The sequence below is a fragment of the Endozoicomonas gorgoniicola genome, from assembly GCF_025562715.2.
Classification (GTDB): Bacteria; Pseudomonadota; Gammaproteobacteria; order Pseudomonadales; family Endozoicomonadaceae; genus Endozoicomonas_A; species Endozoicomonas_A gorgoniicola.
Window position 1 is genome coordinate 3,426,363 of record NZ_JAPFCC010000001.1, and the last position, 24,379, is coordinate 3,450,741.

A 24,379-nucleotide genomic window follows, 5' to 3' on the forward strand; every position below is an offset into this window, starting at 1 on the left:
TGAAAAGTTGTGGGGCGCGACTTTTCACCGATAATGATTCGGGAGGGTCAGTTATTTGCACTGGCCAATCTGTAAAAGGGAAAAGCTGTCCGATCTTTGAGAACTTCCTTTACAGGGAGCGGCAGGGGATAATCATCAATCGGTATTTTACGGGATTCCGTCAAAGCGAAAACTTGACGATAAGCAAATGCCTGGAGGCTAAAAGGAGTAGTAGCAAGGGCTTCAGGGGTTGTATCGTATTTTTCCATAAGCTTCGTAAGCTTGCATTTATTCTCTACGTTTATGTTTGCGCCTTTTCTGATAAGTACGAAAGCCATCTCAATATCACCCTTGTCTACTGCTGTCATTAATGGACTATGATCGTATCCGTTATTATCATAATTAACATTGGCTCCGTGTTTCATCAGGAGTTTTGCCAAAGGAAGATCACCCTTGTTTACTGCTGCCCATAATGGACTATGATCGTATCCATTATTATCATAATTAACATTGGCTCCGTGTTCTATCAGGAGCTCTGCCATAAGAAGATCACCCTTGTCTACTGCTGTCCTTAATGGACTATAATCGTATCCGTTATTATCATAATTAACATTGGCTCCGTGTTTTATCAGGAGTTTTGCCATAAGAAGATCACCCTTGTCTACTGCTGTCCTTAATGGACTATGATCGTGTCCGTTATTATCATAATTAGTGCCTGTCAGAAAACCTATGAAAATTGAGTCACTGACATTCATCAAACAGTAGAACTGCTCCGCAAGCATTATCAGAGTCTCGCTTATAGGGCACTTCTTGATCAAAGTGCTTGCAAAATAGCCAAAACTGCCATTTTACGAACGTGCAGAACCCTCATGCACCCATGATCAAATTTCGGACGGCAAAAGACTGCTGTCAGTAGGGCTAAAAATCCCGTTCTTGTAAAATCCTGCCCAAGCGCTTCAGGTTGCCACCCACAACCGCAAGGGCAACATAGCGCTTGAAGGCATCAATGCCCTTGTCCGGACATTTATCGAGGCCATTGGCTTCCAGAGCATTAATGTCAGACTCTACGGCGGAATGCTTTCTTTTTGCCCGGGTAAACTCAAGGTGGTGCTCTCGTTTTTTGTCTTCTGCGGAAAGCCTGCCTTTCTTCGGCAGAATGGTTCGTTCCAGAAAGCCATCAAGTTCCTCAAGGTTGGCGGGGCTCCAGAACCCTTTGTCATAACTGACCTGGCTCAGCATGGGAAAGCGTTGTTTTGCTCCTTTTGCGATAGGCACTGCAACCTGATCGTCTGTCTGCTTTTGCATCACATGGTGATTCAGCGTGAAGCCAAACTGGTCTTGCAGTACGCATACCCGCAACCCCAACTCTACAGGAACTCCGGCTTTACCCTTGCTGATCCATTCTGTGTGGGGTTCAAAAATCGAGAACACCTTGTCGCTGTGAGGAATCTGCTGATGCTCGATCACCCGACGATAAATCAGATTAATCTGGTGACGACTGTGGGCAATGTAGTATTTGAGATTCTCCAGCGCAGACTCATCGGGGGCGCTTTTTTCTACCAGGGCAGCTGTGCTTTCTGCCTTGCGGATAATGTCGAGACTGTACTTAATGTATTCAAGGTGTGCCGTTTCAATATCGTGCTGACGTGACCGCTGTTTAAACTCGCAGGCAGCAACGGAATGTTTCAGATTCCGCACCTTGTGATAGCGCTTTCGATGCTGTTTTTTCAGGTATTCCCGCTGACGCCACGCTGGTAACTGGTACTGGCCAGCCAGGGTGGACGCAAACTCAATAGCCTTACGACAGGCATCGTTTAACAGGCTGATGTCTGTGGGAAAATGAACATCGGTCTTGACTACAAACGAATCGGCACGGCCATATAGCGGCTCATCTTTTTTTTAACCAGTTGATGGCCTGCTGCCACGACAATCTGGTTTACCTGGTCCAGTATTTCGGGCGTGAACAGGCTGATATTATCCTGCAATGTCTGGATATGATAAGAGTGCGTGCAGTAAGGACCGTGCCCAAGCATTTTCCGTAGCGTGCCGTGTTCATTGGCCAGCTCCTGAAGACGGTCATAATCACAGTTAGTGACCAGCCGCAGGGTGCCAAACACCAGTATGTTCCAGAGATCCATACCGGGACGACCATTATTACTGCTGGCAGGAATCATACTTTCAAGAACTTGAAAGACCTGCTCTCTCAGATCAGGTGTAACCCATATGTGCTGCAAGCCCCGCAAAAGCCGGGGAATATCATCTCTGGACTTGGGGTTGAATGTGATGGCGGAGATATCAACCTCGCCCAACTGCATTTGTGGATTAATGGTTTGACGCATAAACTCGAAAACAGCCTGTCTGGGAAAATCTTCGAGTATTATATTTGGCCTCAGGCTGTGTTTTTCAAGGGCTTGAGGGTTTTCGGACAGGCACTAATTAACATTGGCTCCGTGTTCTATCAGGAGCTCTGCCATAAGAAGATCACCCTTGTCTACTGCTGTCCTTAATGGACTATGATCGTATCCGTTATTATCATAATTAACATTGGCTCCGTGTTTTATCAGGCGTTCTGCCTTCTTAGTATTGCCCTCCTTTATTGCTGTCATTAATTCGGAATCAATAGAGTCATTCTTTAACCCCGGGAAGATTGTCGCAAAATTCGATCCGTTGACTGGTAACATGTAAATCACCTCTGTTAGTTGATGAGCAATGAATTTAGTTATACCTTTTTCGACAACTATGTGCCTAAAAAGTTTCAAACTTAGGAATAGTTCCGAAATAACTTCCTGATTTCACTTGGAGTTTCAGATCAGAGATAATAGTCTCAGCAGTACGAAGTGCAGGAAATTCCCTTGAGCCATTATTCTCCAGCAGTCGCCATTCAGATGAATAGAGCATCGCTTATTTCCCCATGTGACGCGCGTCTACAACCACAGGTCTTGCAGTGACAGTCAGGATTATCGACAAAGCGGCCAGTGCAGCTAACGTTAACAAATTGGCTATTTGACAAAAGTGCTTAATTATCCCGGCAGTGACGTTGCGCTGGCTGGTGGCATAGGTCTTCACAGAACCGGTTGAGGAGGTCAATGATCGGGTGTCGTACACTTGCTCAATATGAATGCACTCCATTCTTCTATGCTTTTTATGCCTGCTTCTTCGGGGTGCCTGATACTGCGATCCTCTTTGATGAGTGTGATATGTCGCTTCATATCCTGAACTTCTTTGTATCCTAAGGGTCTGAGGTGAGCGGCTTTTTCTTGCAGGGTATTGCGTTGCTGAAGGTTGCTGTAAAGATTAAGCAGTTCATTAAGGGATTTATAGCTTATGTCCTGAAACTCAATGATCGATTTTGCCAGAATTTCTCTCTCGGGAGTGGGCTCTGGCATCCCGCCTCCAAAGCATGATGGCAACCTGCTTCTGAAGGAAGTGTCTAAAGGGGGAATAGGAGTAAAGGGGTTTCTGCTTACGTGGCAACATCTTCCAAACTGAATCTCAAACATATTCCCTCTTTCTCTTGTATTGCTCGGAAGCTGGGGAGCCAGAAGGTCATGGTTTTCCAAATCCGGGGAGTAGTTCAGAAGTTGATGCCCTTCATTCGTGTATAAATAGAAACGGCCAACCAGGTATTCCCGGCGGTGAAACTGAGTAATGCGACCATGATATTGGGCATTCTTGAAATAGACGGTCGGTTGGTGGTCGATCAAACCGGTATAGCCGATTATGTTTCGTGCAAGATAAAAGTCATCGCAGTAGCCCATTCGTTCTCCTCCTTTCAAAGTACGTTAGTATCACCTTATTCCGGGCAGGCGTTGAGCTGTACTGTTTATTGCAAGCTTGATGAAGCCGTATGCAGGGTGGCAGGACTTGAATTTTATACCAGACTGATAGGCTGGGTTTTAATAATTCCTGCATTTATCGGTATTTGGAAATGGCTAATTACAAATTCACTCTTCGCTTCAATATTGAAAATTGTCAGAGAAGTACTGATGACTTTCTGGAAGAGCTTGCAGAGGCAGGCTGTACCGACGCTTTTATTGGCATCGGGCAGACAGGCCGACTGGCTATGGCATTCAGCAGAGAGTCGAAAAGTGCAGTCCATGCAATGTGCAGCACCATGGCTGATGTTAAGAGCGTTATTCCTGAAGCAATCTTGATTGAAGCGGGTTCGAGCTTATAAGACAAACAGGTAGTGCTGAGCAGCTTATATAGCCAATTACAAGAGATCATGCGGACAGAGAGTAAGAAGCCCAGTGTTTTCCTATGCCTTGCCCCCGCAGAAAGCTATGCCAGCTTTACCTGCGGGGTCTGGGAGACCTCTGTGTATCAACGCCTTATACTTGCCATAAGTTAATGACAAATTGCATCAATCTGCGCATGAACATCTGCTAACCCTTCTGCCCCCTCCGGGGTATCAAGGTTTGCCGCGTGGATAAAGGTAATGTCTTTCATGCCAAGCATCCCAAGCGTCTGACTGAGCTGCATTTCAATATGCTCAACGCTGCCACCACCACGAGCCAGAACAATGTAGACTTTCTTATTGTCCAGATATCCGACCGGCCCCTGTTCAGTATAATTAAACGTCACACCCACGCGGGCGATGTAATCAATCCATGCTTTCAGCGTGGTTGGGATCGAAAAATTATACACCGGCGCACCAATGATAATAATTTCACTGTCTTTCACTTCGCCAATCAGCTCATCCGACAGTTCACAGGCTTTTTTGCCGGCCTGAGAGTCATCCCCGCCAAAACCGGAAAACGCTGAGTGATCAAAGTGGGGAACAGGTTGCTTCACCAGGTCCCGATGCTTTACGCCGTGCCGTTCTGTGCTTAATTTCTCAAGCAATACCTGTGTCAGCTGTCGTGAATTAGAATGTTCGAAGCGTACACTGCTGTTAATTACAAGAATATTACTCATTCTTTCCGGTCATCTTCTGGGTACAAACCAAAGGCCAGGTATTACCTGATCCCGAATTTCAGATGTATCTTATTACTTCAACCCAACTTTAAGTCAACACGTAGTCCTGTTATTTTTTGGTTCTTCCCTGTTTTAAGTGGGTAGTTTTCAACGATGTACGCCAGTGGGGTACAAGTCCAAGCCTCCAAGATGAAAGTAGATCGCTGTCTTATATCTTTCACGGTTTCGAAAGCCACAAGCCCGATTCTTCAAACTCTGAATCTTGCTGTTCACTCCCTCTGCTCGACCGTTATTAGCCTCAAGGACAATAGCGTTGATGATACCCCACAAGTGCTCTTTGACCGTTCTGGCAACTTCTTTTATGGGCTCAAGCCGACATCTCTGCGCCCAGCATAGCCACCTCTTCCAGGCCTTGATTGCCCAAGCTCTGGACTTGTAATTCCATAAGCTCATTGCCATTTGCCGGATGGCCCAGGCGCGAGCTGTTTTAAGTGTCGAGTTTCTCAGTGGTTCGAAGTTATCCCACTGCTCTTCAGACATGTTTTCAGGGTTAGTCAGCCAGTCGTAGCGAGTCCCCTTAAGCAGCTCTACACCTTGGTTTACAAGGGCTTTGTTCTCTTCTATCCGAACCTTGTTGACAGCTTTACCCAGAGACTGAGCAACGTGAAACTTATCAAATGCAATCTTCTGATCTGCGTCTGGAACATTCTCACTGACTGACTTGATGTAAGCCTTGGACATGTCCATCGTCACGCATTCGATCCCCTCTTTATGGTCATAGGGCAGTGTGTCAAAGTACTCGTTGAGACTGTCACTTTTACGGTCATCAGAAACGTGAATAACAACGCCTTGGTCGTGGTCAGTGACCACTGTGACGTATTCATGATGCTTTTGAAATGAGGTTTCATCAACAGCGATTCGTTTTGGTGGCTTAGCATCACGACGAGCCAGTCCTCTCTTCACTGCACGCTGCTGAATACCGTCTATGGCATTCCAACCAAGCTTCATTTGTCGTGCAACTGCCTTCGTAGTTGCCTCCTTTAGCCAGTCAATAACAAGGGCTTCAAACAGAGCTGTATATCGAGAGTCAGATTCAGCCCAGGGCACATTGATGGCTAACACCTTATGCTCAGGGCACTGGGTCCGTGGAACCCTGGCAACTAGAATAGTCTGAAACTGACAGGTATCCAGATGACGCCACTTCTGAGTGATGTGGTCGTAGCCAGAGCAGGGCTTATCGCAAACACTGCATTTGCAGGCCTTTTTACCATTGTGTTCAATGAATACCCGAACCTGTTGATCCTGTAATGACAATTCAACTTCAGAAACGAACCAAGGAGACTCAATACCCAGTATTTGAGAATAGAGTTGCTTATCACGCATCGGTGCATCCTTGCATTGAGTGCTTCAGAATATAATAAATCACCCACTCAAATTGAGGAAGAGCCTATTTTTTCGCGCAGGTCTGCACGATTTTTACACTACGGTGAATAAAAAATACAGCCATCTTGCGCTCAGTACTACCCACACAAGCATATCTATCTAATAACAGCCGTTTTCGTTTTTTCGAAAACTACCTGACCGTTGCCCTGGTTTACTGGCTTGTGGTCGTTATCTGCACCTGTATCACTTTTGCATCATTGCCATTAAAGCGCCCGCCCCCATCAGCAGACCGCCACCGGTGCGGTTGAACCATTTCCGGACTGAAGGCGACTGGAGTTTGTTGTGTATATAACCGGAGGACAAACCATAAATCAGGACGGTTGAGCTTGATACCGCAATAAAGCTGACCGACAGAATCATCATCTGCATCAGAATCGGATGACTGTCATCAATAAACAACGGTAACAACATCACAAAAAACACAATACTTTTCGGGTTCAGGGCTGTCACGATAAATGAATCCCTGAAGACCTGACGGGCATCCATCAGGCCGGACTGGAGCCTGAGTGACTCTAATGGCGCACGCCAGTAGTTTATACCCAGATAGACCAGGTAAACCGCCCCAAGCCACTTCAATGCTCCAAAGACAACAGCCGAGGCTGACATCAGTGCGCCCAGTCCAATAAATGACAGCAACATAGTCAGAAGACTGCCTGCTCCTGTCCCCATAATCAGTGGCAGTAACGATTTAGTGCCATGATTCAGCGCCTGCGCCATCACCATAAGAATCGTTGGGCCAGGAATCAAACAGACCATAAAAGTGGTCCCGACATAAGAAAGCCAGGTCTCAAAGTTCACCGGATACTCTCCCCACACCAATGCCAGCTTCTGAATAGCGTGGATGGTGTCATCCAATACGGCTAATCAACACAAGCCTTCACTTTAGCTCACAAACCTCAGCGGGACACGGGTGTGAGCTGTAACAGTCGGGCGATATTCTCAGCTGTACGTTCAAGGTTCTCCCGCCCCGTCTCAAGGGCATCAGGCAAAGAAACAGCCCCATGAACCACTGGAAATACGGCATCAATGCCATGTTCATAAACCGCTTCAAAGCCCTTGGCGACACTGCCAGCCAGTGCAATCACAGGTATACCTTCCGCTTTAGCGACCCGGGCGACCCCGACCGGGGTTTTACCATGCACTGTCTGACCATCCATGCGTCCTTCTCCGGTAATCAACAGGTCAGCGCCCCCGACCTGAGCTTTCAGCCTGACGGTTTCGAGAACTATATTAATGCCCGGTTTCAGGTCTGCTTCCATAAAGGTCAGCAGGGCGGCTCCCATGCCACCGGCAGCGCCGGCTCCGGCAACGTGTTCAATATCTACATCCAGACATTGTTGAATCACTGCCGCATAATTTGTCAGAGCCTTGTCCAGTTGCACCACCATAGCCGGCGTCGCCCCCTTCTGGGGGCCAAATACCGCCGTGGCACCATTCGCTCCCGTTAACGGGTTATTCACATCACAGGCTGCCGTGACACGCACGTTTGCCAGTCGTGAATCCATAGCGCTGCAATCAATACTGGCAAGGTCAGTCAGCGCCGCACCACCAGCAGGCAACTCTTCCCCTTTGTCATTCAGGAAGCGAACCCCCAGCGCTGCCATCATACCGGCACCACCATCGTTGGTTGCACTGCCGCCAATGGCAACAATAATCCGGCTGACCCCAAGGTTCAAAGCTTCACGAACCAGCTCACCAGTGCCGTAAGTTGTCGTCAGCAAAGGATTGCGAAGATGAGGTAAAATCCGTTCAAGCCCGGAAGCTTCAGCCATTTCAATCACTGCGGTTTTGCCATCACCCAGAACACCAAAACGGGCTTCTACCGGCTCCCCCAACGGCCCGGTTACCGTTCGTGAATAAAACCGCCCGGCCGTTCCGTCCACCAGCGACTGCAGTGTTCCTTCACCACCATCCGCAACGGGTACCTTAATGAACTCAGCCGAAGGTAATACACGACGCATTCCTGTTTCTATAGCAGTGGCGACATCTATCGCACTCAGGCACTCTTTAAAGGAATCGGGGGCAATGACTATTTTCATAATTATCCTTTTCCCTGTGACCGGTTTATGACGTTTTACCAAAGGCTTGAAAACCCTTGGTAAACGGCCATAGCTGAATGCCCCCCGGGCTTCACCACCCGGTGCTGAACAGGTGTTAAATAACTCCTGTGCTGTACCAGTATTGGGTAAATTCAACTGCAATGCTCTGCCACCGGTCAATGCCAGGTTCAAATTTATCTGATGCAGTGCAATTATTAAGCCGGGGCCAAAAGTCTTAAGCCGGGGTCAAAAGTGCCTTTCACTATGCGTTCACCGTGGACCTCAAGAATCCTGGAAGGCACAAAGCCACCCATTAAGGCTTCACCAATTTTTACAGGGTCGGCACCCGCCTTTGAGGCAAACTTATAATATTTGGTGATAATTTGCCCCACTATCCCGGACTGACTTTTTTGTGTTTGTCCAGACCTCTGGTCGTCGAAACAAAAACTTGCTTTAGTCATTAACTAACCTGCTCCGGAAAGCAATAAAACCAATATTTATAGCAATCAGAAAATAATAAGCTACTGTCTACTGTACCAATATGATTAATGAATAACGTGCCGTGAACACAAGAAAACACGATCTAACCTTAAAAAGAATATTTCGGTTTGTCTGCTGTCTGTTTTTTGCGACAACAACCGAGCTAAATGCTGACACACTTTTAATGGGGCGCTCAGCTTATTTTCCAAATAACCCATCGTCTCTTTCTTTTGAACCGCAAACCTATGACAAAATGCATTCCATGGCGGTTCTTCCAAATAAATTTGATCGCACCCTTTTTGAGGAAACAACTTTAAAGGAAATAGTTACAGCCTCAAAAACAACACTACCGTACAAAGATGAGATTGTTGAACTAGCCAAAAAAATTATTGTCATTGCGATCTTTGGTAGAAAGGAGTTAATTGAAACAGGGGAGTCGTTAAGTGAACCTATAGAAAACGAAGCTTATGCAATTATACAAGACGCTGATCCGGAATTTTCAAGTTATTCCTACTCGGGCTCTACTGATTTTATGCTCGTTGCATTACCTATAGAAGATGGTAAAAGTCAGACTGGTGAGACTGCTCAAACTAGTCAGACTGGTGAGACTGCTCAAACTAGTCAGACTGGTGAGACTGCTCAGACTAGTCAGAGTGGTGAGACTGCTCAGAATAAAAAGAAACCCAAGCTACGAATAGCTATACCAAACACCAGTGACGCAAGGCATCGCCGCCTGACCAGTCAACTGAGCCGGGAGTCAAAGTTTGTCCGGTTGTGGCTGCGTAGAGAATTGCCCTTTGAAAATAACCTGCCTAAGAAACTTCTGCTTCGTGAGCAGTTTAAATTTAATAGAATTGATAATAGTGGACATCGTTTAACCGTCATTGCAGAGACACCTGAACACGTTAAATATGTTATTAAAGTGACTGACACAAGCAATGAAGATTATAAAATTTTTTATGGCATTGATCCGGCATTGATTACATTTAAACAGGCTATTCTTGATGCTTTGGCTTCCAAACAATTTGAGGAGGCCTTTAAGAAAAATTTTCCTCAATATGAGGATCAGGTTATTTTCCCTTCAACACGCACAGCAATAGTATCTGTAAGAGATTTTCTCGAAAACCTGCCAGATGCGTTAAAAACAAATGTCAACCCTATGATTTCTCTATTTGAAAAAAGCCTCTACAACAACTATGATTCTGAAATTTTTATGTTTGTAATTATACAAGAATTCATTCCATCTTTAAGAGAGCTTAACGAGGATGATTTTAAAAGGCATGAAAATCTAATTAAAGAACTAGCTAAACTGATAAAAGATATTAAAGAAGAAACAGGTCAAAATTTACTTATCAACTCTGATGGTAAGATAGTTTTAATTGATGTTGAACTGGATCAGATTGACTGGTATGCCCGGGAGCAAATGGGCGAACTTAAGCAAGATAGAGACGCTATGATCGAAGCGCTGAGAACTTTTGACGATTTGCGCTATACAGAACTGGATAAAAAAAGCTATACAGAACTACAGAAATCGCTGAGTCAGGGTCAGCTTGACTCTTCAGACAGCGGTATTTTTTCATATAAAAGCCCTGACGAGGTACTTGAAGAAATCTACAGCAGTGATGATGATGTTTTTGAACCATAAAAGGTTCGGCATCCATGCATCCAGCAGCAACAGCACCTATGGGAATGGCTGACAAAAACACTCTCAGGAAACCCGTTAAGTCAGAGTCAGGATAAAACCTTCGGTTTCAAGTGAATTTTTGTTTGCCAATAATTTAAAGTCGTTTACCAATGAGTTAAACCCATGCACAATCAGGGCAATGATAATAACTATACTGCCCTGATTACACGACATGCATTACCAGCACATCACCACACCGGCAAACGCTGAACGAATCACCATTCATCCCGACCAGTCCCTTTATGTTCCGGACAATCCCATTATCACTTTTATCCAGGGCGACGGCGTTGGTGCAGATATAACACCGGTCACCCTGAACGTCGTGGATGCTGCGGTTAAATATGCCTATGGCGAAAGCCGGAAGATTGGCTGGATGGAAGTCTTCAACGGTGAGAAAGCAGCTGAACTCTACGACGGAGACTGGTTTCCGCAGGAAACCCTGCACGCCATCCGGGAACATGTCGTTGCCTTAAAAGGCCCTTTGACCACACCGCTCGGGGGTGGTTTCCGCTCCCTGAATATCGCCTTGCGACAGGAGATGGATCTGTTTGTCAATATGCGTCCGGTGCAATGGGTACCCGGCGTACCTTCCCCCATTACTCATCCTGAAAAAACGAACATGGTCGTATTCAGGGAAAATTCTGAAGATATTTACACCGGCATCGAATGGAAAGCCGGTTCATTGCAGTCAGAGCAGCTTATGGCGTTTCTGCAACAGGAAATGGGGGTTTCCCGAATACGGTTTACCGAACAATGTGCGCTCGGCATCAAGCCCATCTCGGAACAGGGGTGTAAACGGCTGATTCGCCACGCCATCCAGTATGCCCTGGATCACCAGCGCCGGTCTGTCACCCTGGTGCATAAAGGCAACATCATGAAGTTTACGGAGGGCGCTTTCAGGCAGTGGGGCTTTCAACTGGCTAAAGACGAATTTGGCGCTAAACCACACAACCATGGTCGTGAGCTGGTTATAGACAACAATGGACATACACTGATCATCAAAGATGCGATTGCTGACAGCATGTTGCAGTACATTCTACTGCAACCTGAACAGTTTGATGTTATTGCGACCATGAACCAGAACGGCGATTTCATTGCTGATGCCCTTTCGGCCCAGGTCGGTGGCAGTGCTATTGTACCAGGCGCAAATCTGAACAACGAGCTGGCTATTTTCGAACCGACTCACGGTACCGCCCAGACCATTGCCGGTAAGGATAAAATGAACCCCTGCTCAATGCTGCTCTGTGCAGAGCTGATGCTGGAACATATAGGCTGGAAAGAAGCAGCAGGTTTAATCCGGAAGGGTATAGAAGAAACCATTCAGGGCAAAGTCGTGACTTACGACTTTGCCCGAATGATTGCCGGAGCCAGGGAAGTGAGTTGTTCTGAATTTGGAGAAGCCGTTATTCAGAACATGAACACTTCTAAATCTCAGCTACCGCTTCTTTAGCGCTGCGACACAGACTGACAATGCTGCTCAGGTCACGATCGTGTTTCAGTCGATAGCGGTATTTGTGCAACAGTGGTTCTGTATAACCGGACGGCTGAACCAGTCCTTTAAGCACCAGACTCAAAGCCGCCCTGAACGCCGTACTGTTGTTAAGATCGGCGCACATGGGGGTATAACCTTCTGTGTCTGCATTTTGCCGGTCAACAATTGCCGCCATTCGGTTAAACACTTCCCGCACCTGATGTTCACTGCAAATACCAAAATGCAGCCAGTTAGCCATATGCTGGGCTGAAATCCTCAGAGTTGCCCGGTCTTCCATCAGGTTAACGTTATTGATATCAGGCACCTTGGAACAACCAACGCCCTGATCAATCCAGCGCACGACATAACCGAGAATCCCCTGCGCATTATTTTCCAGCTCTCTGTGAATGGTGTCAGAATGCAACGGTTCAGAAGCTTCCATAACCGGCACCTGCAATAAATCACTGAACGACGTATGACGTCCTTCAAGGGATTGCTGAACGTCTGTCACCTTAACCCTGTGGTAGTGAATTGCATGAAGCGTTGCAGCCGTCGGCGAAGGCACCCAGGCACAGTTGGCACCCGCCTGCGGATGAGCTACCTTGGTTTCCAGCATATCAGCCATGGCATCAGGCATCGCCCACATACCCTTACCAATCTGGGCATGACCAGACAGACCACTCTGCAGGCCAATATCCACATTCCAGTCTTCATAAGACCTGATCCACTGCTGGTGCTTCATTTCGGTTTTAGGCACCATGGGGCCGGCTTCCATATTCACATGCATTTCACTGCCGGTGCGGTCCAGAAAACCGGTATTAATGAAAATAACTCGTTCACTGGCGGCGGCAATGCATGCTTTCAGGTTCAGCGTCGTCCGGTGTTCTTCATCCATAATGCCCATTTTCAGAGTGTTTTTAACCAGACCCGTCAGTTGCTCGGTGCGGGCAAATAACTGACTGCAGAATGCGACTTCTTCCGGTCCCTGCATCTTGGGCTTAACGATATAAACACTGCCGGTGCGACTGTTACGAATCGGGTCGGATGCTTTTTTATTCAGGTCATAACGGGCAATCACCGCAGTGACCAGCGTATCCAGAATGCCTTCCGGTATTTCACAACAGTACTCGTCCAGAACCGCCGGGGTGGTCATCAGGTGACCGACATTGCGAATCAACAGGGTACTGCGACCAAGCAGTCGGAATGACTCACCCGACAGGGAACGATACTCACGGTCCTTCTCCAGAGTACGAAGCAGAGTTCGACCACCTTTCTGAAATTCTGCAGATAAATTGCCTTTATAGAGACCCAGCATATTTCTATAAACTTCAGCCTTGTCTTCTGCATCCACCGCTGCAACAGAATCCTCGAAATCCTGAATAGCGGTAATGGCTGACTCCAGCACAACATCTTTTACATAAGCTTTGTCGGTACGACCAACAGGGTGTTCCGGGTCAATCTGGATCTCAATATGTAACCCGTTATTCTTCAGCAAAATGGCTGACGGACTGTCTGCTGCACCCTGAAACCCCTTAAAGGCGTCAGGGTTTGCCAGTGTCGTCATGGCTCCGGACGACAGCTCTATGGCAAATCCATTATCCATCACGCGATAACAGCTGGCATCGTGATGGCTACCCTGTTGCAACGGGAACAACTCATCCAGCAGGTTTCTGGCATAGCGAATCACCTGTTCGCCACGTTCAGCGTTATAGCCTTTACCCGCTTCGCCGGGAATCACATCGGTACCATAGAGTGCGTCGTATAAACTGCCCCAGCGGGCATTGGCAGCATTCAGGGCAAAGCGCGCGTTTTTAACCGGCACGACCAGCTGTGGACCTGCAATGTTCGCCAGTTCAGGATCTACCCCGGAGGTCGTCACCTTTACCTGATCCGGCGCTTCGACAATATAGCCTGTGTCACGTAAAAACTGTTCAAAAGCACCGGCGTCGAAGGCAATCCCCTGCTCACGCCGGTCTTTATGCCACTGGTCAATCTGGCCTTTATAGTCCAGACGCTTTTTCAGCAGCGCCCTGTTCGTTTTACCAAACTCCTGCACCAGCGTTGTAAGAGACTCGTAAAAAGTTTCAACCGACACGCCACTGCCAGGCAGTAGCTCCTTTTCAATAAAATGAATCAGGGGCGTGTCAACAAACAGTCTGCACCTGGACTTGTATCCCTGGTCTGAATGGATCTGGGGCGCCATACGATCTCCAACGGTCAACAGTGTTTCTAAATAGTTACAAACTCAGACTAAATCTACCGGAACTATAATTAAAATGATAAATCTTTATTTTAAGTATAAGTTTCGTGAATGCTTATACATCCCTGTTTACTCTCCGCTCTACCAAAGACGTTAAACAGTCGACGTGCAGTATACTATTTTTACCATTCACTTTTTAGCGATTATGAGCCAGTACCCAAGCCTGTCGGTAGTAACCCGTTGTTGGGTTGAATAAGAGTAACAAGCCATGAAAACCAAGATTTTTTCGACAGACAATGACCTGTCAGCATGTGTTATCTGGCCGACAGTAAGAACTGGCAATTCTGTTCACGTAGAGGCCGAATGGTACGAGGCTGATGCCGGTATATGCATGGGTATGGTGCTGGTCTGGATGAAAAAAAGTATCGCCACAAAGGGGGAGGGAATTCATAACTTTGATCAGCCTGATTTGCTGCATTTGATGGCAATTGTACACGGAGCATACAGAAAAACCGTTATTCCTTTGAAAGAGCTAAAGCATGAAATTGATATTATTACCCGTATGTTCATTATCCAGAGCCTGACCCCGGAAAACCCCAAAAGCGGAACAGGATATTTCGATCCGGCAGCCATTGTTGACTGGGTACTGGAAGAACCCGGCCACTGTCTGTTTTCTTTTGGAGCCCCATTAGGCTCTCTGAAAGGCCGTCATGTATTAGGCATGCGATATGAAAATCATATAATGGAAATGCTTGACCCTAATGAAGGTTTGTTTCAGTACTCTGATGTAGCAAGTTTCAAAAAGCACATGGAGGAAATATGCTATCAGGAGAATGCAGATTGCCTGGGAGGAGAGTGGGCGGCTCTTAAAGAGAAAACCGCCACTGAATGATGCACAACACAGAGTACCGCCTGCATTACCGATCCAGAACCGTTTCCGAAAACTCCAGAAGTGATCGCCTCAGCCATTGATGCGCCCTGGAATGCTGGCGTAAAGGGCTCCAGATCATCTTGATTTCAAAAGGTACGATCTGAAAGGGAACCCTGCATACAGCCAGCTCTTCACTGTCTTGATAGATTCTTGCCAGTCGTCGTGGAATGGTTGCGATCAGCTGAGGTTCCTGCAGTAACAACCCCATCATCATATAGTGTCGTGTAAACACCCGGATAGACCGTGTTTTATCCAGCTGCCAGAGTGCTTCATCCACCCACCCAAGACGCTGCGCCCCTGATTTATTGCTCGCTACAGATTCGGCTCCCCAGCCCATCCGGTTTACCCAGATATGTTCAGCTGCCAGATAGTTGTCAAGGTCGGGCTGGCTGACATAAGGGTGATCCCTGTGCAACAGGCAACAGAAATTATCCCGCCACACTGTCGCCTGATGAAACGACTTTGGCAGGGTAGTGAACCGGTTGATAGCAAGGTCGATGGTACCTTTTTCCATATCGTGCAGACCTACATCGCCAGGGGTCAGCAGGTCAAAATTGATATGGGGGGCATCGCTCAGCACGTGCCGGATAAACGGCGTGATCAGGGTTGCTTCCATGTAGTCCGATGCCATGATCCTGAACGTTGCTTCACTGTGACTGATAGAAAAGTCCCGGTCAGGCTGGGTGATCTGCTCTGCCAGACTGAGTAGCTCAACAATATCCGGTTTCAGTTTTACCGCCTTGTCGGTTGGCGTCATACCATCGGCGGTGCGCACCAGAATCGGGTCATCAAACAGTTCCCGCAGGCGTTTCAGGGCATTGCTCATGGCAGGCTGAGTAATGGCAAGCTTGTCAGCAGCTTTGGAAACACTCCGCTCTTCCAGTAGCACATTAAGGTATACCAGTAAATTCAGGTCTGTTTTTCTTATATTCACTGAATCAATACCGTAAATAAAAATTATAAATTTTTTCTATTTAATCGCCATTGCTATTGTTTTTGCAAGCCAGATGATCACAATAGCATCGGGCAAAGGAATTTTTCATCACTTCAGATGATGAAACAGTGTCCACAACATAAAAAGAGCAGAGGATAACCATGTCTAATTATCAGAATGCCATTACCCAATTACAGGAACGCTTAAGCCAATCCCAGTCTCTGAACCCTGAACATATTGTTCGCATGCGAGTACAGAACCGCTTTCAGACCGGGCTGGATATTGCGCGACACACTGCCAGTATTATGCGCAGGGATATCGCAGCCTACGATGAAAACCCGGAACAATACACTCAGTCACTGGGATGCTGGCACGGTTTTGTAGGACAGCAAAAACTGATTTCGATTAAAAAGCATTTCTCAACGGTTAAAGGCCGTTACCTGTACCTTTCCGGCTGGATGATCGCGGCTCTGCGCTCTGAATTCGGGCCTTTGCCTGACCAGTCCATGCATGAAAAAACATCGGTTCCAGCCCTGATCGAAGAACTCTACACTTTCCTGCGCCAGGCAGATGCCTGGGAACTGAACCACCTGTATCGTCAGCTGGATGAGGCCAGACAGTCAGGCAACAAGGAAAAAGCAGAAGAAACGCTTGGCCTGATCGACAACTACGAGTCACATGTCGTACCCATTATTGCCGACATTGACGCGGGCTTTGGCAATGAAGAAGCCACCTATCTGCTGGCTAAAAAAATGATTGAGGCCGGTGCCTGCTGTATTCAGATTGAAAACCAGGTTTCTGACGCCAAACAGTGTGGCCATCAGGACGGCAAGGTCACTGTTCCCCATGAAGACTTTCTGGCAAAAATCAATGCTGTTCGTTATGCCTTTATGGAGCTGGGTGTAGAAGACGGTGTTATTGTTGCACGTACAGACTCTCTGGGAGCTGGACTGACCCAGAAGATTCCGGTTTCCCGGCAACCGGGTGACCTGGCTTCTCAATACAACCGTTTCCTTGAAACCGAACCTGTTACTCTGCAAACCGCAGATGATAATGACCTGCTGATGAAGGTCGATGGTCAACTGACTCGCCCTGTGCGTCTGCCCAACGGCTTGTTCCGTTTCAAAGCCGGAACCGGTGAAGACCGGGTGGTTCTGGATTGCATCACTTCGCTGCAACACGGAGCCGACCTGCTCTGGATTGAAACAGAGAAACCTCATATTGGTCAGATTGCCGGAATGGTTGAGCGGATTCGTTCAGTCGTGCCAGATGCAAAGCTGGTTTACAACAACTCGCCTTCCTTTAACTGGACGCTAAACTTCCGCCAGCAGGTATTTGACCAGTGGCAGGAAGAAGGCAAAGCTGTAGAAAACTACGATCGCAACCAGTTGATGAGTACAGAGTACGACAACACCGCGCTGGCACAGGAAGCCGATCTGCGTATACGGAACTTCCAGCGCGATGCTGCCCGACAGGCTGGAATTTTCCATCATCTGATAACCCTGCCGACCTACCATACAGCGGCATTGTCAACAGATGATCTGGCGAAAAACTACTTTGGTGAAGACGGTATGCTTGCTTACGTGCGTGACGTTCAGCGCCGTGAAATCCGTGGTAGCATTGCTACCGTCAGGCATCAGGATATGGCGGGTTCCAATATTGGCGACGACCATAAAGAGTACTTTTCCGGTGAGGCTGCCCTGAAAGCCAGTGGTAAAGACAACACCATGAATCAGTTTGGTTAATACACTGCGGCTGCCTTTTATAAGGCAGCCATTGCAGAGCGCAAAAGAATGTAATCCCCCTTCCTATCTACCACTGAAAGAAGAAAAAGCGTCTTTTTTCAGCTTATACGGGCCGTGAGGATAAGTGGGTTCAGTCATATAGCCATCTTTTAAAGCATAATGCCCGTTTTCGAAATATATACCTGGCTGTGCCGGCTTGCGTATAAAATACTTAACTGCTTTATAAAACTGTTTGATGGTTTTACTTTTTGAGGTTGAAGGTGGCAAGGGTAAAAGAATGTACCTGAGTAAAGGAGTGATAGCCTGCGTATTAATTTCATGGCGCAACCCAAAGTGACTGTGCGTAGCAAAGGGGTCATTACGCCGGTGCATTGCTAAACAGTGGTTTCTTTCCTGATGTGTAAGCGTGAAGCGAACAAAAGCCTCCTGTAGTGCCTCAGGCAGATCGGAGAGACCGTAATCTTCGGGGTGCATATACGTTGTAAGAATAAAAAAACGCGACTCAAAGACCCGGGTCAAAATAAGGCATGCACTACTGAATTCTGGCATTACATAAGTAATATTGTACTCGCTGGCAGTACAGTTTAAGACGGAGTCCGCCACAGGATAACGGAATGACAGTGGAATCCGTCTGTACTGGCGTAAATAAGGCATAAACCATGTCTCCTCTGAACTCAGGTACTTACGTATCAATCAGGAAGCAATGCTCTATTGGGTGTTTATCTACCAATCTTGCCATACTATCAAATACTCTTATTCTGTCTTTTCTGCAACAGACCTGACCGGTGAGGAAAATGGCTAAACAGTTTACTGTCGTGTTTTTTGCTTTATCTATATTGGTTGCCGAAAGCCTTCTGGCAGCTCCCATTGTTCCCGTTAAGCCCACTTTCTCACCAGAGGGGTGCTATACCCGAAGTGATGTCATTGAAGATCTGGTCAATGGTGACTCTGACAGTAAAGTCAGCTTCATCACGATTACAAAAGAGAAGGATGGATACTACCTGAAAGGGTTTCTCTGGGGGACAAACTGGCATGTCTGCGATATATCCGGAGAAGGTGGACAACCGTTGCCCGCCAGACTGGAAAACGGTGCCATCGTTTATACCGAGGCATCTCCGAAAGAAGACATTAACTGTCGCCTGGAAATACAGTTTAAAAACGACGGCATTCAACTGCGGGACAGCAACTATCAGTGCAAGAAGTGGGTCTTTGCATGTGGTGTTCACACTTCTATTGATGGCACAACTTTGACGAGGGTTCAGGATGAAGCATTATGCAAGTGATACGAATTGTGCAAGTGATACTGATTGTGCAAGTGATACTAAATGCGTGCCTCCCTTAACCACCGAACAACAGGTATCCCATAAACTGGCCAGAGCCATTCTTGCCGGTTTTGAGTCCATGTTTGCCGAGTTCCTGAATATTACCCTGGGGGCTCAGTCCCGGTTTGAGCGGGCTGCCTGGCAGGAAGTACAGGATGCCATGCGCCAGCGCCTGCAGGTGTATGAAAACAAGGTCGAGCTGGTGTGTGAAGCGGTCAAAGTGATCGCCTACCGGGAGCTGGATCATTCAGACGTCTGGCACCGCGCTAAAAACGACTACGCCAAACGGGTTGCCGACCACGAAAATGCGCTGATTGCCCAGACCTTTTTCAACTCTATTTATGGTTCGCTGCTGGGGCAGCAAAAAATACGCGACGTTCACCGCTTTATTCTGCAGGAAACGTATCGTCCGGAACCTCGTTCAACAGACAGCATTCTTTATCAATTCACAGAAACTGAGGGCATTATCGACAGCCTCAGACGAGTGCTGAATGTCTTTCCACTGCGAATTCCCTTCGAAAACCTGGAGCGAGACCTTAAAGCGGCTCATAGAGTACTGGAAAAAATAAATCCGGAGCTTCTGACCCGGCAGAACGATACGGTTGAGTTTGGTCGTTCCCTGTTTTTCCGAAATAAAGCCGCCTATATTATTGGGCGGTTGATTGATCCCGTATCGGGTGAACACCTGCCCTTTGCCATCACGCTGCTTAACCGGAAAAACCGTGATGGCGACACCTGCCTTTACCTTGACGCTTTTATTATTGGAGAGGAGCAGCTGAGTAAGCTGTTTGGCTTTGCCCGCTCCTATTTTATGGTCGATACCGACCAGCCGGTTCGCTACGTAGACTACCTGTGTCGCCTGCTACCGAACAAAGAACGGTTTGAACTGTTTAATGCAATCGGCTTTATCAAACACGCCAAAACCGAGTTTTACCGTTTCAAGGTAGATTACACAAAACGCATGCCCGCAACGACAAAATACGTCAGTGCGCCAGGTGTTAAAGGGATGGTTATGCTGGTATTTACCACACCCGACTCAGACTACGTTTACAAAGTGATACGGGATCGATTCCGCCCACCCAAAACCAGTAACCGGCAGGAAGTTATGGCTAAATATGACTTCGTTAAACAGGCCGACCGGGTGGGCAGACTGGTCGATACCCATGAATTTAACTATCTTGCCTTTGACCGGCAACGCTTTTCTTGCGAGCTGTTTGAGGAGATGACCAGTGAAGTCGCTGACAGCATTACGTTGTCTGGCAACGCCCTGATCCTCAGGCATGTTTATGTTGAGCGCAAAGTGACGCCACTGAACCTGTATATAAAGGACGCGTCAGAACAGGCACTTGAGCAGGTGATTGATGATTATGGCACAACCATCAAACAACTGGCGGCTGCCAATATATTTCCAGGCGATATGCTGATTAAAAACTTTGGAGTAACCCGCTGGGGCCGGGTTGTCTTTTACGATTACGATGAAATCTGTCCTCTGACCGATTGCCACTTTCGTGCAATACCCAAACCTGACAACGAGATTGATGCCCTGTCTGAACAACCCTGGTTCGATATTGGGGAAGACGATGTTTTTCCCGAACAGTTCCCGGTATTTTTTGCCGGTCACCATGAAGCTAAAAAGTATTTTGATCGTTTGCACCACGATCTATATGGCGTTGATTTCTGGAAAATAACGCAGAAAGTCATTAAATCCGGAACTCTGGTGGATGTCTATCCCTATAAAAAAGAGTGGCGACTGAAACATTTTAATGACTAATATTGCCTGGTTTGCTTTTTATTAACCTCAACCGCTAACCCATTGACCTGGGTTAAATCTGGACAAAACCCTGAAGTGAGACCAGACTCCTGACTGATAATTAATAAAATAAAGTGAGGAAATGGTGCAAATTGCTGTTTATCAGTCAATAAAAGGGCTGTGTATTTTTATTTCGCTGATTTGCTTCGTAGCAACAACAGCATTTGCGGGCTATCCACCGGAATTACCACCACTAAAGGATCGGCTGTTATTGATTGATGGTCTACCCAACGATGGGCAGACGACCTGCATGGCGTATCAAATGAACAGCCAACTGGCCGTAACCAGTGAGCAGTGTGCCAAAAGCATTAATAATACCAGTCAGCAGACTCCGATAAGGCTTCTCAACGAAGCGGGCAACTCAATTCCTTTAACGGAAAAGCCCGTCAAGGCAGCAAGCGGGTTATTTTACCTGAAATTAAAGCCGTCGAGCCTTGCCCCGCAGGTATCAGCCGCGAAAAGCCCCCATTCAAACCCACCTCTCACCTTACAATCAGAAGCAGATGTCTGGTATCCGGTACTATCCGGAGATGGCATCTCTTTTCACTCAGTCAGGACCTTATTGCAACAAGAAGGAACGCAATTTATTGCCCCTCTGCAAAACCCCATTTCCGGCGCGCCTGTCTTCCGGGAAGGGCATCTAATCTGTATCACCACAGAAAAACAACAATGTGCTTCATACGCTCCCCTGAAACATATGGAAAGCAGCTGCACAAAAGAAGCTATACCCACTTGCAAAAATGATGATAGATGCCTCGACTATTGCGGGAATTATGGTTGTTCAACCGATTATTATGAAGAAAACTCCGGTTTAATTTCCGTAGCATCTTGCAAACGATACATCTGGTGTAATTCTTATGAAGATGGAGGGTTCGAATGCGTTGGTAAGACCGCTTTTTGCAGACGATTAGGTTGTGATGAAGCCTGTTATTACAGCCTGGAACAAAGTTCTTTCAAATGTCAGGAAGACAATTTCTGGACTGACTTATTCTATAAATCTGGAGTTGTTGGCGGAATCGCCGGACTGTCGCTTTTTATATGGGCCAGGCACCAAAAGCAATGAATAGAAATTAACGGTTGTGTCTTTTGCTAACTATTGTGTCAACAACACTATTCTGAGCTGCACGCCACTGGGGGCGTTGCAGTTTAAACAGGAAAAATGGTAGTACAGTGAATGCAGCAAACACAGTAGCAACGACTAAAACGTAATTCAGGCGCCCACTTTCAGGCACCACAGCCGGTGGGATAAAACCGAAGACAATAGCAACCACGCCTGCCACCGACCCAATAATAGCCAGCCCCCAGATTCCAGTGTTACCCAGTGGAACCTTGTATTGGCGCGACACTTCGGACCGGGTGTAGCGAAGCCGTACTGCGGCCGCGAACATTAACAGATACATAACAACATACAACATGGTCGGAATAATATTCATCAGCCAGAACACGGTTTGTACATTGTCGTGAAACAGATACAGGGTGGATATCGCTGAGAACAATAATCCCTGAAACAGCAGAATTCTGTGATGAGCGGCGTATTTATTTTCCTGCTGCCAGAAGACCGGCAATATACCGTCTCTGCCTGCCACCAGAAGCCCCCGGGTGGGTGCAGGAATCCAGTTATTCACTTCACCAAATATTCCCAGAGCAATAATCAGTCCGGCGAAAGCCAGCCCTCCGTGAATCCCGGCTTGATTCAAAATCACATTAATGGCCTGCATAATACCGGCATCCAGTTTTATGCTGTGTTGTGGTATCACCATAGCGATGGCCAGTGCTGCCAGCGTAACCAGTATCACGGCCAGACAGGCGGAGGCGAGAATAGCAAACGGGTAATCTCTTTGCGGGTTTCTGGCAGACGCAGCATTGGAGGCAGAGGCTTCTATTCCGGCAAAGGTAAGAAATGCCCCCGCAATAAAAGTCAATTTATTGATATCTGTAAAATCAGGGACAAAACTCTCCAGAGAGAATTCAATGGGCATCGGGTTGCCTTTTGCCAGATAAAAGCAGGCCAGTGTGAATATGGCCAGAATTGGCAAAACCCTGCCAAGAATGGTGCAGACACTGGCGACAGTACCCGATGTTTTCATGCCAAACAGATTGGTGATGGTTAATAACCAGAAAGCCACGTTGACTGCCAGAAAGATAAATTGTCCATTGTCAGCTAACCGGGCATCAAACCCGTACGCTGCTGCCAGAACAGCCACCGTAAGAATGGATGGAAACCAGATAACATTCTCAATCCACTGCGACCAGACAGCAACGAAACCAAGCTGTTCACCAAATGCCTCCCTGACCCAGATATACACGCCACCATCCTCCGGCCAGCCAGTTGCAAGCTCAGCCGAAATCAACGCTGAAGGCACAAGAAAGACCAGTGCGACGAATAAGTAGATAAAGATCAGGCCGAACCCGTACTCAGCCATAGACGGCGCACCGTGAATACTGGTTATGGTACCTGTCGTTATCATTATGAGGGTAAAGGCGGTTAGCGTTCGCTTGGGCTGGACCGGAGACTTAGGCATTGGAGAACGCTCATTTCATCGGTAATCAACGGTAAAATAGTAGTTCAAACAAGCCAGTAAGAACTGAACAGGCTTCTGCTGCTCACACTATGTCGACGGTCAGCAGAGCTGAGCAGTTTGGATCTTTTTTATTGTGGATCAATAATTACATCGTCTATTTTGAAGGGACTAAACCGATTTGTACAGGTGGCTCCAGATGACGATGTACGATCTGGTCAGGCAATTTAAGGGCGTTACCGTTTGGGAGTTCAGCCAGGCTAAGGAAGATATATACCTGAGAATAGGGAAGAATGGTATATGCGACGCTCTGAGTGCCTGCTGGATAAACTATCATGCCCATAACGACAGTCTTGCCAACCATCTGAGGCAATCGGGTCTTGATAATCGAGAAGTTCTGACACTAAATCACATGATTTTTTTGCATGACAGTTTAAAAAACAGAGTCGCCGCTTCTGCCGTGACGACATGGCTTGGAATGCATGGCATGATATCCTTGACGTCAGATGTGAATGCCTCTGACTACCCGGATGTTGAATACCATATTGTTACCACTCTTGCAAAGAGTTATGGCTGTTACGCCTTTGTTGCTTTTGGTGTGAAAGATTTCGTCATCAACAGGGCTCGTACCCATGCTGTCGCCGTCTGGCTGGGAGGTTCTGATTATATCAAGGGAGATGCCTGTTTCTTTGAACCCAATTACGGAGAATTCTGGTTCGCAAGCAAACAGGACTTTTTCAGTTTTTTTCCGATGTATTTCCAGCAACGGCGTGAAAGGCACGGTACCAGAGAATTCCTGCCTGAAGATAAGAAGGCCGAATGCTGGTTAGTTTCGACTTTTGCTCTGTCCAACAGGGCATTATAGTGTGCTATTTCATACGATGATGTGGTTTTAACCTGCACCC

General features: G+C 47.1%; 22 protein-coding genes. 9 read left to right on the top strand and 13 right to left on the bottom strand.

The genetic code is table 11. The annotated features are described in order from the left end of the window. Positions 1 to 47: 47 nt before the first annotated feature. The 4 genes from NX722_RS15790 to NX722_RS15805 form a co-directional block, all read right to left on the bottom strand. Positions 48 to 761 carry an ankyrin repeat domain-containing protein gene (locus tag NX722_RS15790; RefSeq protein WP_262563790.1) on the bottom strand — a complete coding sequence of 238 codons (714 nt, stop codon included), beginning with the start codon at positions 759 to 761 and terminating at the stop codon, positions 48 to 50. 136 nt (positions 762 to 897) lie between these two features. Further along, positions 898 to 2,318, bottom strand: a protein-coding gene (locus NX722_RS15795; protein WP_262563791.1) for an ISNCY family transposase whose coding sequence is annotated in 2 segments (ribosomal slippage) — positions 898 to 1,874 and positions 1,874 to 2,318 — 1,422 coding nt in all. Because the reading frame shifts where the segments join, the coding sequence is not laid out codon by codon here. Positions 2,319 to 2,411: 93 nt separating this feature from the next. Then, positions 2,412 to 2,660: an ankyrin repeat domain-containing protein gene (locus NX722_RS15800; RefSeq protein ID WP_262563792.1), complete on the bottom strand. Its 249-nt coding sequence runs from the start codon at positions 2,658 to 2,660 to the stop codon at positions 2,412 to 2,414. Positions 2,661 to 3,062: 402 nt separating this feature from the next. Continuing rightward, positions 3,063 to 3,737 (bottom strand): hypothetical protein, encoded by a 675-nt coding sequence (locus NX722_RS15805; RefSeq protein WP_262563793.1) that lies wholly within the window; start codon positions 3,735 to 3,737, stop codon positions 3,063 to 3,065. A gap of 170 nt (positions 3,738 to 3,907) precedes the next feature. Between NX722_RS15805 and NX722_RS15810 the strand changes: the two genes are divergently transcribed. Continuing rightward, positions 3,908 to 4,156, top strand: coding sequence for a hypothetical protein (locus NX722_RS15810; RefSeq protein WP_262563794.1), 249 nt, complete (start codon positions 3,908 to 3,910; stop codon positions 4,154 to 4,156). Between the two features lie 170 nt (positions 4,157 to 4,326). Here NX722_RS15810 and NX722_RS15815 read toward each other — a convergent pair whose 3' ends face one another. The 5 genes from NX722_RS15815 to NX722_RS28910 form a co-directional block, all read right to left on the bottom strand. After that, the gene (locus tag NX722_RS15815) at positions 4,327 to 4,896 is read right to left on the bottom strand and encodes an FMN-dependent NADH-azoreductase (RefSeq protein WP_262563795.1); all 570 of its coding nucleotides are present in this window, start codon (positions 4,894 to 4,896) and stop codon (positions 4,327 to 4,329) included. 147 nt (positions 4,897 to 5,043) lie between these two features. After that, positions 5,044 to 6,279, bottom strand: a complete 1,236-nt coding sequence (locus NX722_RS15820; RefSeq protein ID WP_262563604.1) for an ISL3 family transposase — start codon at positions 6,277 to 6,279, stop codon at positions 5,044 to 5,046. Between the two features lie 243 nt (positions 6,280 to 6,522). Next, complete coding sequence (locus tag NX722_RS15825) at positions 6,523 to 7,194, bottom strand: LysE family translocator (RefSeq protein WP_262563796.1); 672 nt, start codon at positions 7,192 to 7,194, stop codon at positions 6,523 to 6,525. A gap of 41 nt (positions 7,195 to 7,235) precedes the next feature. Next, positions 7,236 to 8,570 carry a glycerate kinase gene (locus NX722_RS15830; protein ID WP_456077464.1) on the bottom strand — a complete coding sequence of 445 codons (1,335 nt, stop codon included), beginning with the start codon at positions 8,568 to 8,570 and terminating at the stop codon, positions 7,236 to 7,238. Positions 8,571 to 8,593: 23 nt separating this feature from the next. Then, a complete protein-coding gene (locus tag NX722_RS28910; protein WP_407648001.1) occupies positions 8,594 to 8,839 on the bottom strand; it encodes an HIBADH family dehydrogenase in 246 nt (81 codons plus the stop codon). 101 nt (positions 8,840 to 8,940) lie between these two features. Here NX722_RS28910 and NX722_RS15840 point away from each other — a divergent pair, with 101 nt between their 5' ends. Further along, positions 8,941 to 10,503, top strand: a complete 1,563-nt coding sequence (locus tag NX722_RS15840; protein ID WP_262563797.1) for a hypothetical protein — start codon at positions 8,941 to 8,943, stop codon at positions 10,501 to 10,503. Positions 10,504 to 10,714: 211 nt separating this feature from the next. Beyond that, on the top strand, positions 10,715 to 11,992 hold the full coding sequence (gene icd / locus NX722_RS15845) for an NADP-dependent isocitrate dehydrogenase (protein WP_262563798.1): 1,278 nt from the start codon (positions 10,715 to 10,717) through the stop codon (positions 11,990 to 11,992). On the opposite strand, the gene NX722_RS15850 is transcribed toward icd, so the two are convergent. Continuing rightward, positions 11,967 to 14,216: a malate synthase G gene (locus NX722_RS15850; protein WP_262563799.1), complete on the bottom strand. Its 2,250-nt coding sequence runs from the start codon at positions 14,214 to 14,216 to the stop codon at positions 11,967 to 11,969. The genes icd and NX722_RS15850 overlap by 26 nt on opposite strands. A 265-nt stretch (positions 14,217 to 14,481) precedes the next feature. Between NX722_RS15850 and NX722_RS15855 the strand changes: the two genes are divergently transcribed. Further along, positions 14,482 to 15,105, top strand: coding sequence for a hypothetical protein (locus NX722_RS15855; protein ID WP_262563800.1), 624 nt, complete (start codon positions 14,482 to 14,484; stop codon positions 15,103 to 15,105). Positions 15,106 to 15,130: 25 nt separating this feature from the next. Here the strand turns inward: NX722_RS15855 and NX722_RS15860 are convergent, their stop codons facing one another. Next, positions 15,131 to 16,078, bottom strand: a complete 948-nt coding sequence (locus tag NX722_RS15860; protein ID WP_262563801.1) for a LysR family transcriptional regulator — start codon at positions 16,076 to 16,078, stop codon at positions 15,131 to 15,133. Between the two features lie 161 nt (positions 16,079 to 16,239). Between NX722_RS15860 and NX722_RS15865 the strand changes: the two genes are divergently transcribed. Beyond that, the gene (locus NX722_RS15865; protein ID WP_262563802.1) at positions 16,240 to 17,823 is read left to right on the top strand and encodes an isocitrate lyase; all 1,584 of its coding nucleotides are present in this window, start codon (positions 16,240 to 16,242) and stop codon (positions 17,821 to 17,823) included. A 63-nt stretch (positions 17,824 to 17,886) separates the two neighbouring features. On the opposite strand, the gene NX722_RS15870 is transcribed toward NX722_RS15865, so the two are convergent. Further along, positions 17,887 to 18,477 (bottom strand): hypothetical protein, encoded by a 591-nt coding sequence (locus NX722_RS15870; RefSeq protein WP_262563803.1) that lies wholly within the window; start codon positions 18,475 to 18,477, stop codon positions 17,887 to 17,889. 140 nt (positions 18,478 to 18,617) lie between these two features. Between NX722_RS15870 and NX722_RS15875 the strand changes: the two genes are divergently transcribed. The 3 genes from NX722_RS15875 (at position 18,618) to NX722_RS15885 (ending at position 22,018) form a co-directional block, all read left to right on the top strand. Continuing rightward, positions 18,618 to 19,106 carry a hypothetical protein gene (locus NX722_RS15875; RefSeq protein WP_262563804.1) on the top strand — a complete coding sequence of 163 codons (489 nt, stop codon included), beginning with the start codon at positions 18,618 to 18,620 and terminating at the stop codon, positions 19,104 to 19,106. Between the two features lie 46 nt (positions 19,107 to 19,152). Beyond that, on the top strand, positions 19,153 to 20,916 hold the full coding sequence (gene aceK, locus NX722_RS15880; RefSeq protein ID WP_265442359.1) for a bifunctional isocitrate dehydrogenase kinase/phosphatase: 1,764 nt from the start codon (positions 19,153 to 19,155) through the stop codon (positions 20,914 to 20,916). Positions 20,917 to 21,037: 121 nt separating this feature from the next. Beyond that, positions 21,038 to 22,018, top strand: a complete 981-nt coding sequence (locus NX722_RS15885; protein WP_262563806.1) for a hypothetical protein — start codon at positions 21,038 to 21,040, stop codon at positions 22,016 to 22,018. Positions 22,019 to 22,025: 7 nt separating this feature from the next. On the opposite strand, the gene NX722_RS15890 is transcribed toward NX722_RS15885, so the two are convergent. Further along, a complete protein-coding gene (locus NX722_RS15890) occupies positions 22,026 to 23,477 on the bottom strand; it encodes an APC family permease (RefSeq protein ID WP_262563807.1) in 1,452 nt (483 codons plus the stop codon). 196 nt (positions 23,478 to 23,673) lie between these two features. On the opposite strand from NX722_RS15890, the gene NX722_RS15895 reads away from it, so the two are divergent. Then, positions 23,674 to 24,339 (top strand): YopT-type cysteine protease domain-containing protein, encoded by a 666-nt coding sequence (locus NX722_RS15895; protein WP_262563808.1) that lies wholly within the window; start codon positions 23,674 to 23,676, stop codon positions 24,337 to 24,339. Positions 24,340 to 24,379: the final 40 nt, after the last annotated feature.

What these genes read in the sequence shown, in the direction of transcription:
- NX722_RS15895 (WP_262563808.1), top strand. Translation starts at nt 23,674, where the DNA reads ATGACGATGTACGATCTGGTCAGGCAATTTAAGGGCGTTACCGTTTGG.
- NX722_RS15820 (WP_262563604.1), bottom strand. Translation starts at nt 6,279, where the DNA reads ATGCGTGATAAGCAACTCTATTCTCAAATACTGGGTATTGAGTCTCCT.
- NX722_RS15800 (WP_262563792.1), bottom strand. Translation starts at nt 2,660, where the DNA reads ATGTTACCAGTCAACGGATCGAATTTTGCGACAATCTTCCCGGGGTTA.
- NX722_RS15790 (WP_262563790.1), bottom strand. Translation starts at nt 761, where the DNA reads ATGCTTGCGGAGCAGTTCTACTGTTTGATGAATGTCAGTGACTCAATT.
- NX722_RS15815 (WP_262563795.1), bottom strand. Translation starts at nt 4,896, where the DNA reads ATGAGTAATATTCTTGTAATTAACAGCAGTGTACGCTTCGAACATTCT.
- NX722_RS15870 (WP_262563803.1), bottom strand. Translation starts at nt 18,477, where the DNA reads ATGCCTTATTTACGCCAGTACAGACGGATTCCACTGTCATTCCGTTAT.
- icd (WP_262563798.1), top strand. Translation starts at nt 10,715, where the DNA reads ATGCATTACCAGCACATCACCACACCGGCAAACGCTGAACGAATCACC.
- NX722_RS15865 (WP_262563802.1), top strand. Translation starts at nt 16,240, where the DNA reads ATGTCTAATTATCAGAATGCCATTACCCAATTACAGGAACGCTTAAGC.
- NX722_RS15805 (WP_262563793.1), bottom strand. Translation starts at nt 3,737, where the DNA reads ATGGGCTACTGCGATGACTTTTATCTTGCACGAAACATAATCGGCTAT.
- NX722_RS28910 (WP_407648001.1), bottom strand. Translation starts at nt 8,839, where the DNA reads ATGACTAAAGCAAGTTTTTGTTTCGACGACCAGAGGTCTGGACAAACA.
- NX722_RS15875 (WP_262563804.1), top strand. Translation starts at nt 18,618, where the DNA reads ATGGCTAAACAGTTTACTGTCGTGTTTTTTGCTTTATCTATATTGGTT.
- NX722_RS15810 (WP_262563794.1), top strand. Translation starts at nt 3,908, where the DNA reads ATGGCTAATTACAAATTCACTCTTCGCTTCAATATTGAAAATTGTCAG.
- NX722_RS15885 (WP_262563806.1), top strand. Translation starts at nt 21,038, where the DNA reads ATGGTGCAAATTGCTGTTTATCAGTCAATAAAAGGGCTGTGTATTTTT.
- NX722_RS15850 (WP_262563799.1), bottom strand. Translation starts at nt 14,216, where the DNA reads ATGGCGCCCCAGATCCATTCAGACCAGGGATACAAGTCCAGGTGCAGA.
- NX722_RS15890 (WP_262563807.1), bottom strand. Translation starts at nt 23,477, where the DNA reads ATGCCTAAGTCTCCGGTCCAGCCCAAGCGAACGCTAACCGCCTTTACC.
- NX722_RS15855 (WP_262563800.1), top strand. Translation starts at nt 14,482, where the DNA reads ATGAAAACCAAGATTTTTTCGACAGACAATGACCTGTCAGCATGTGTT.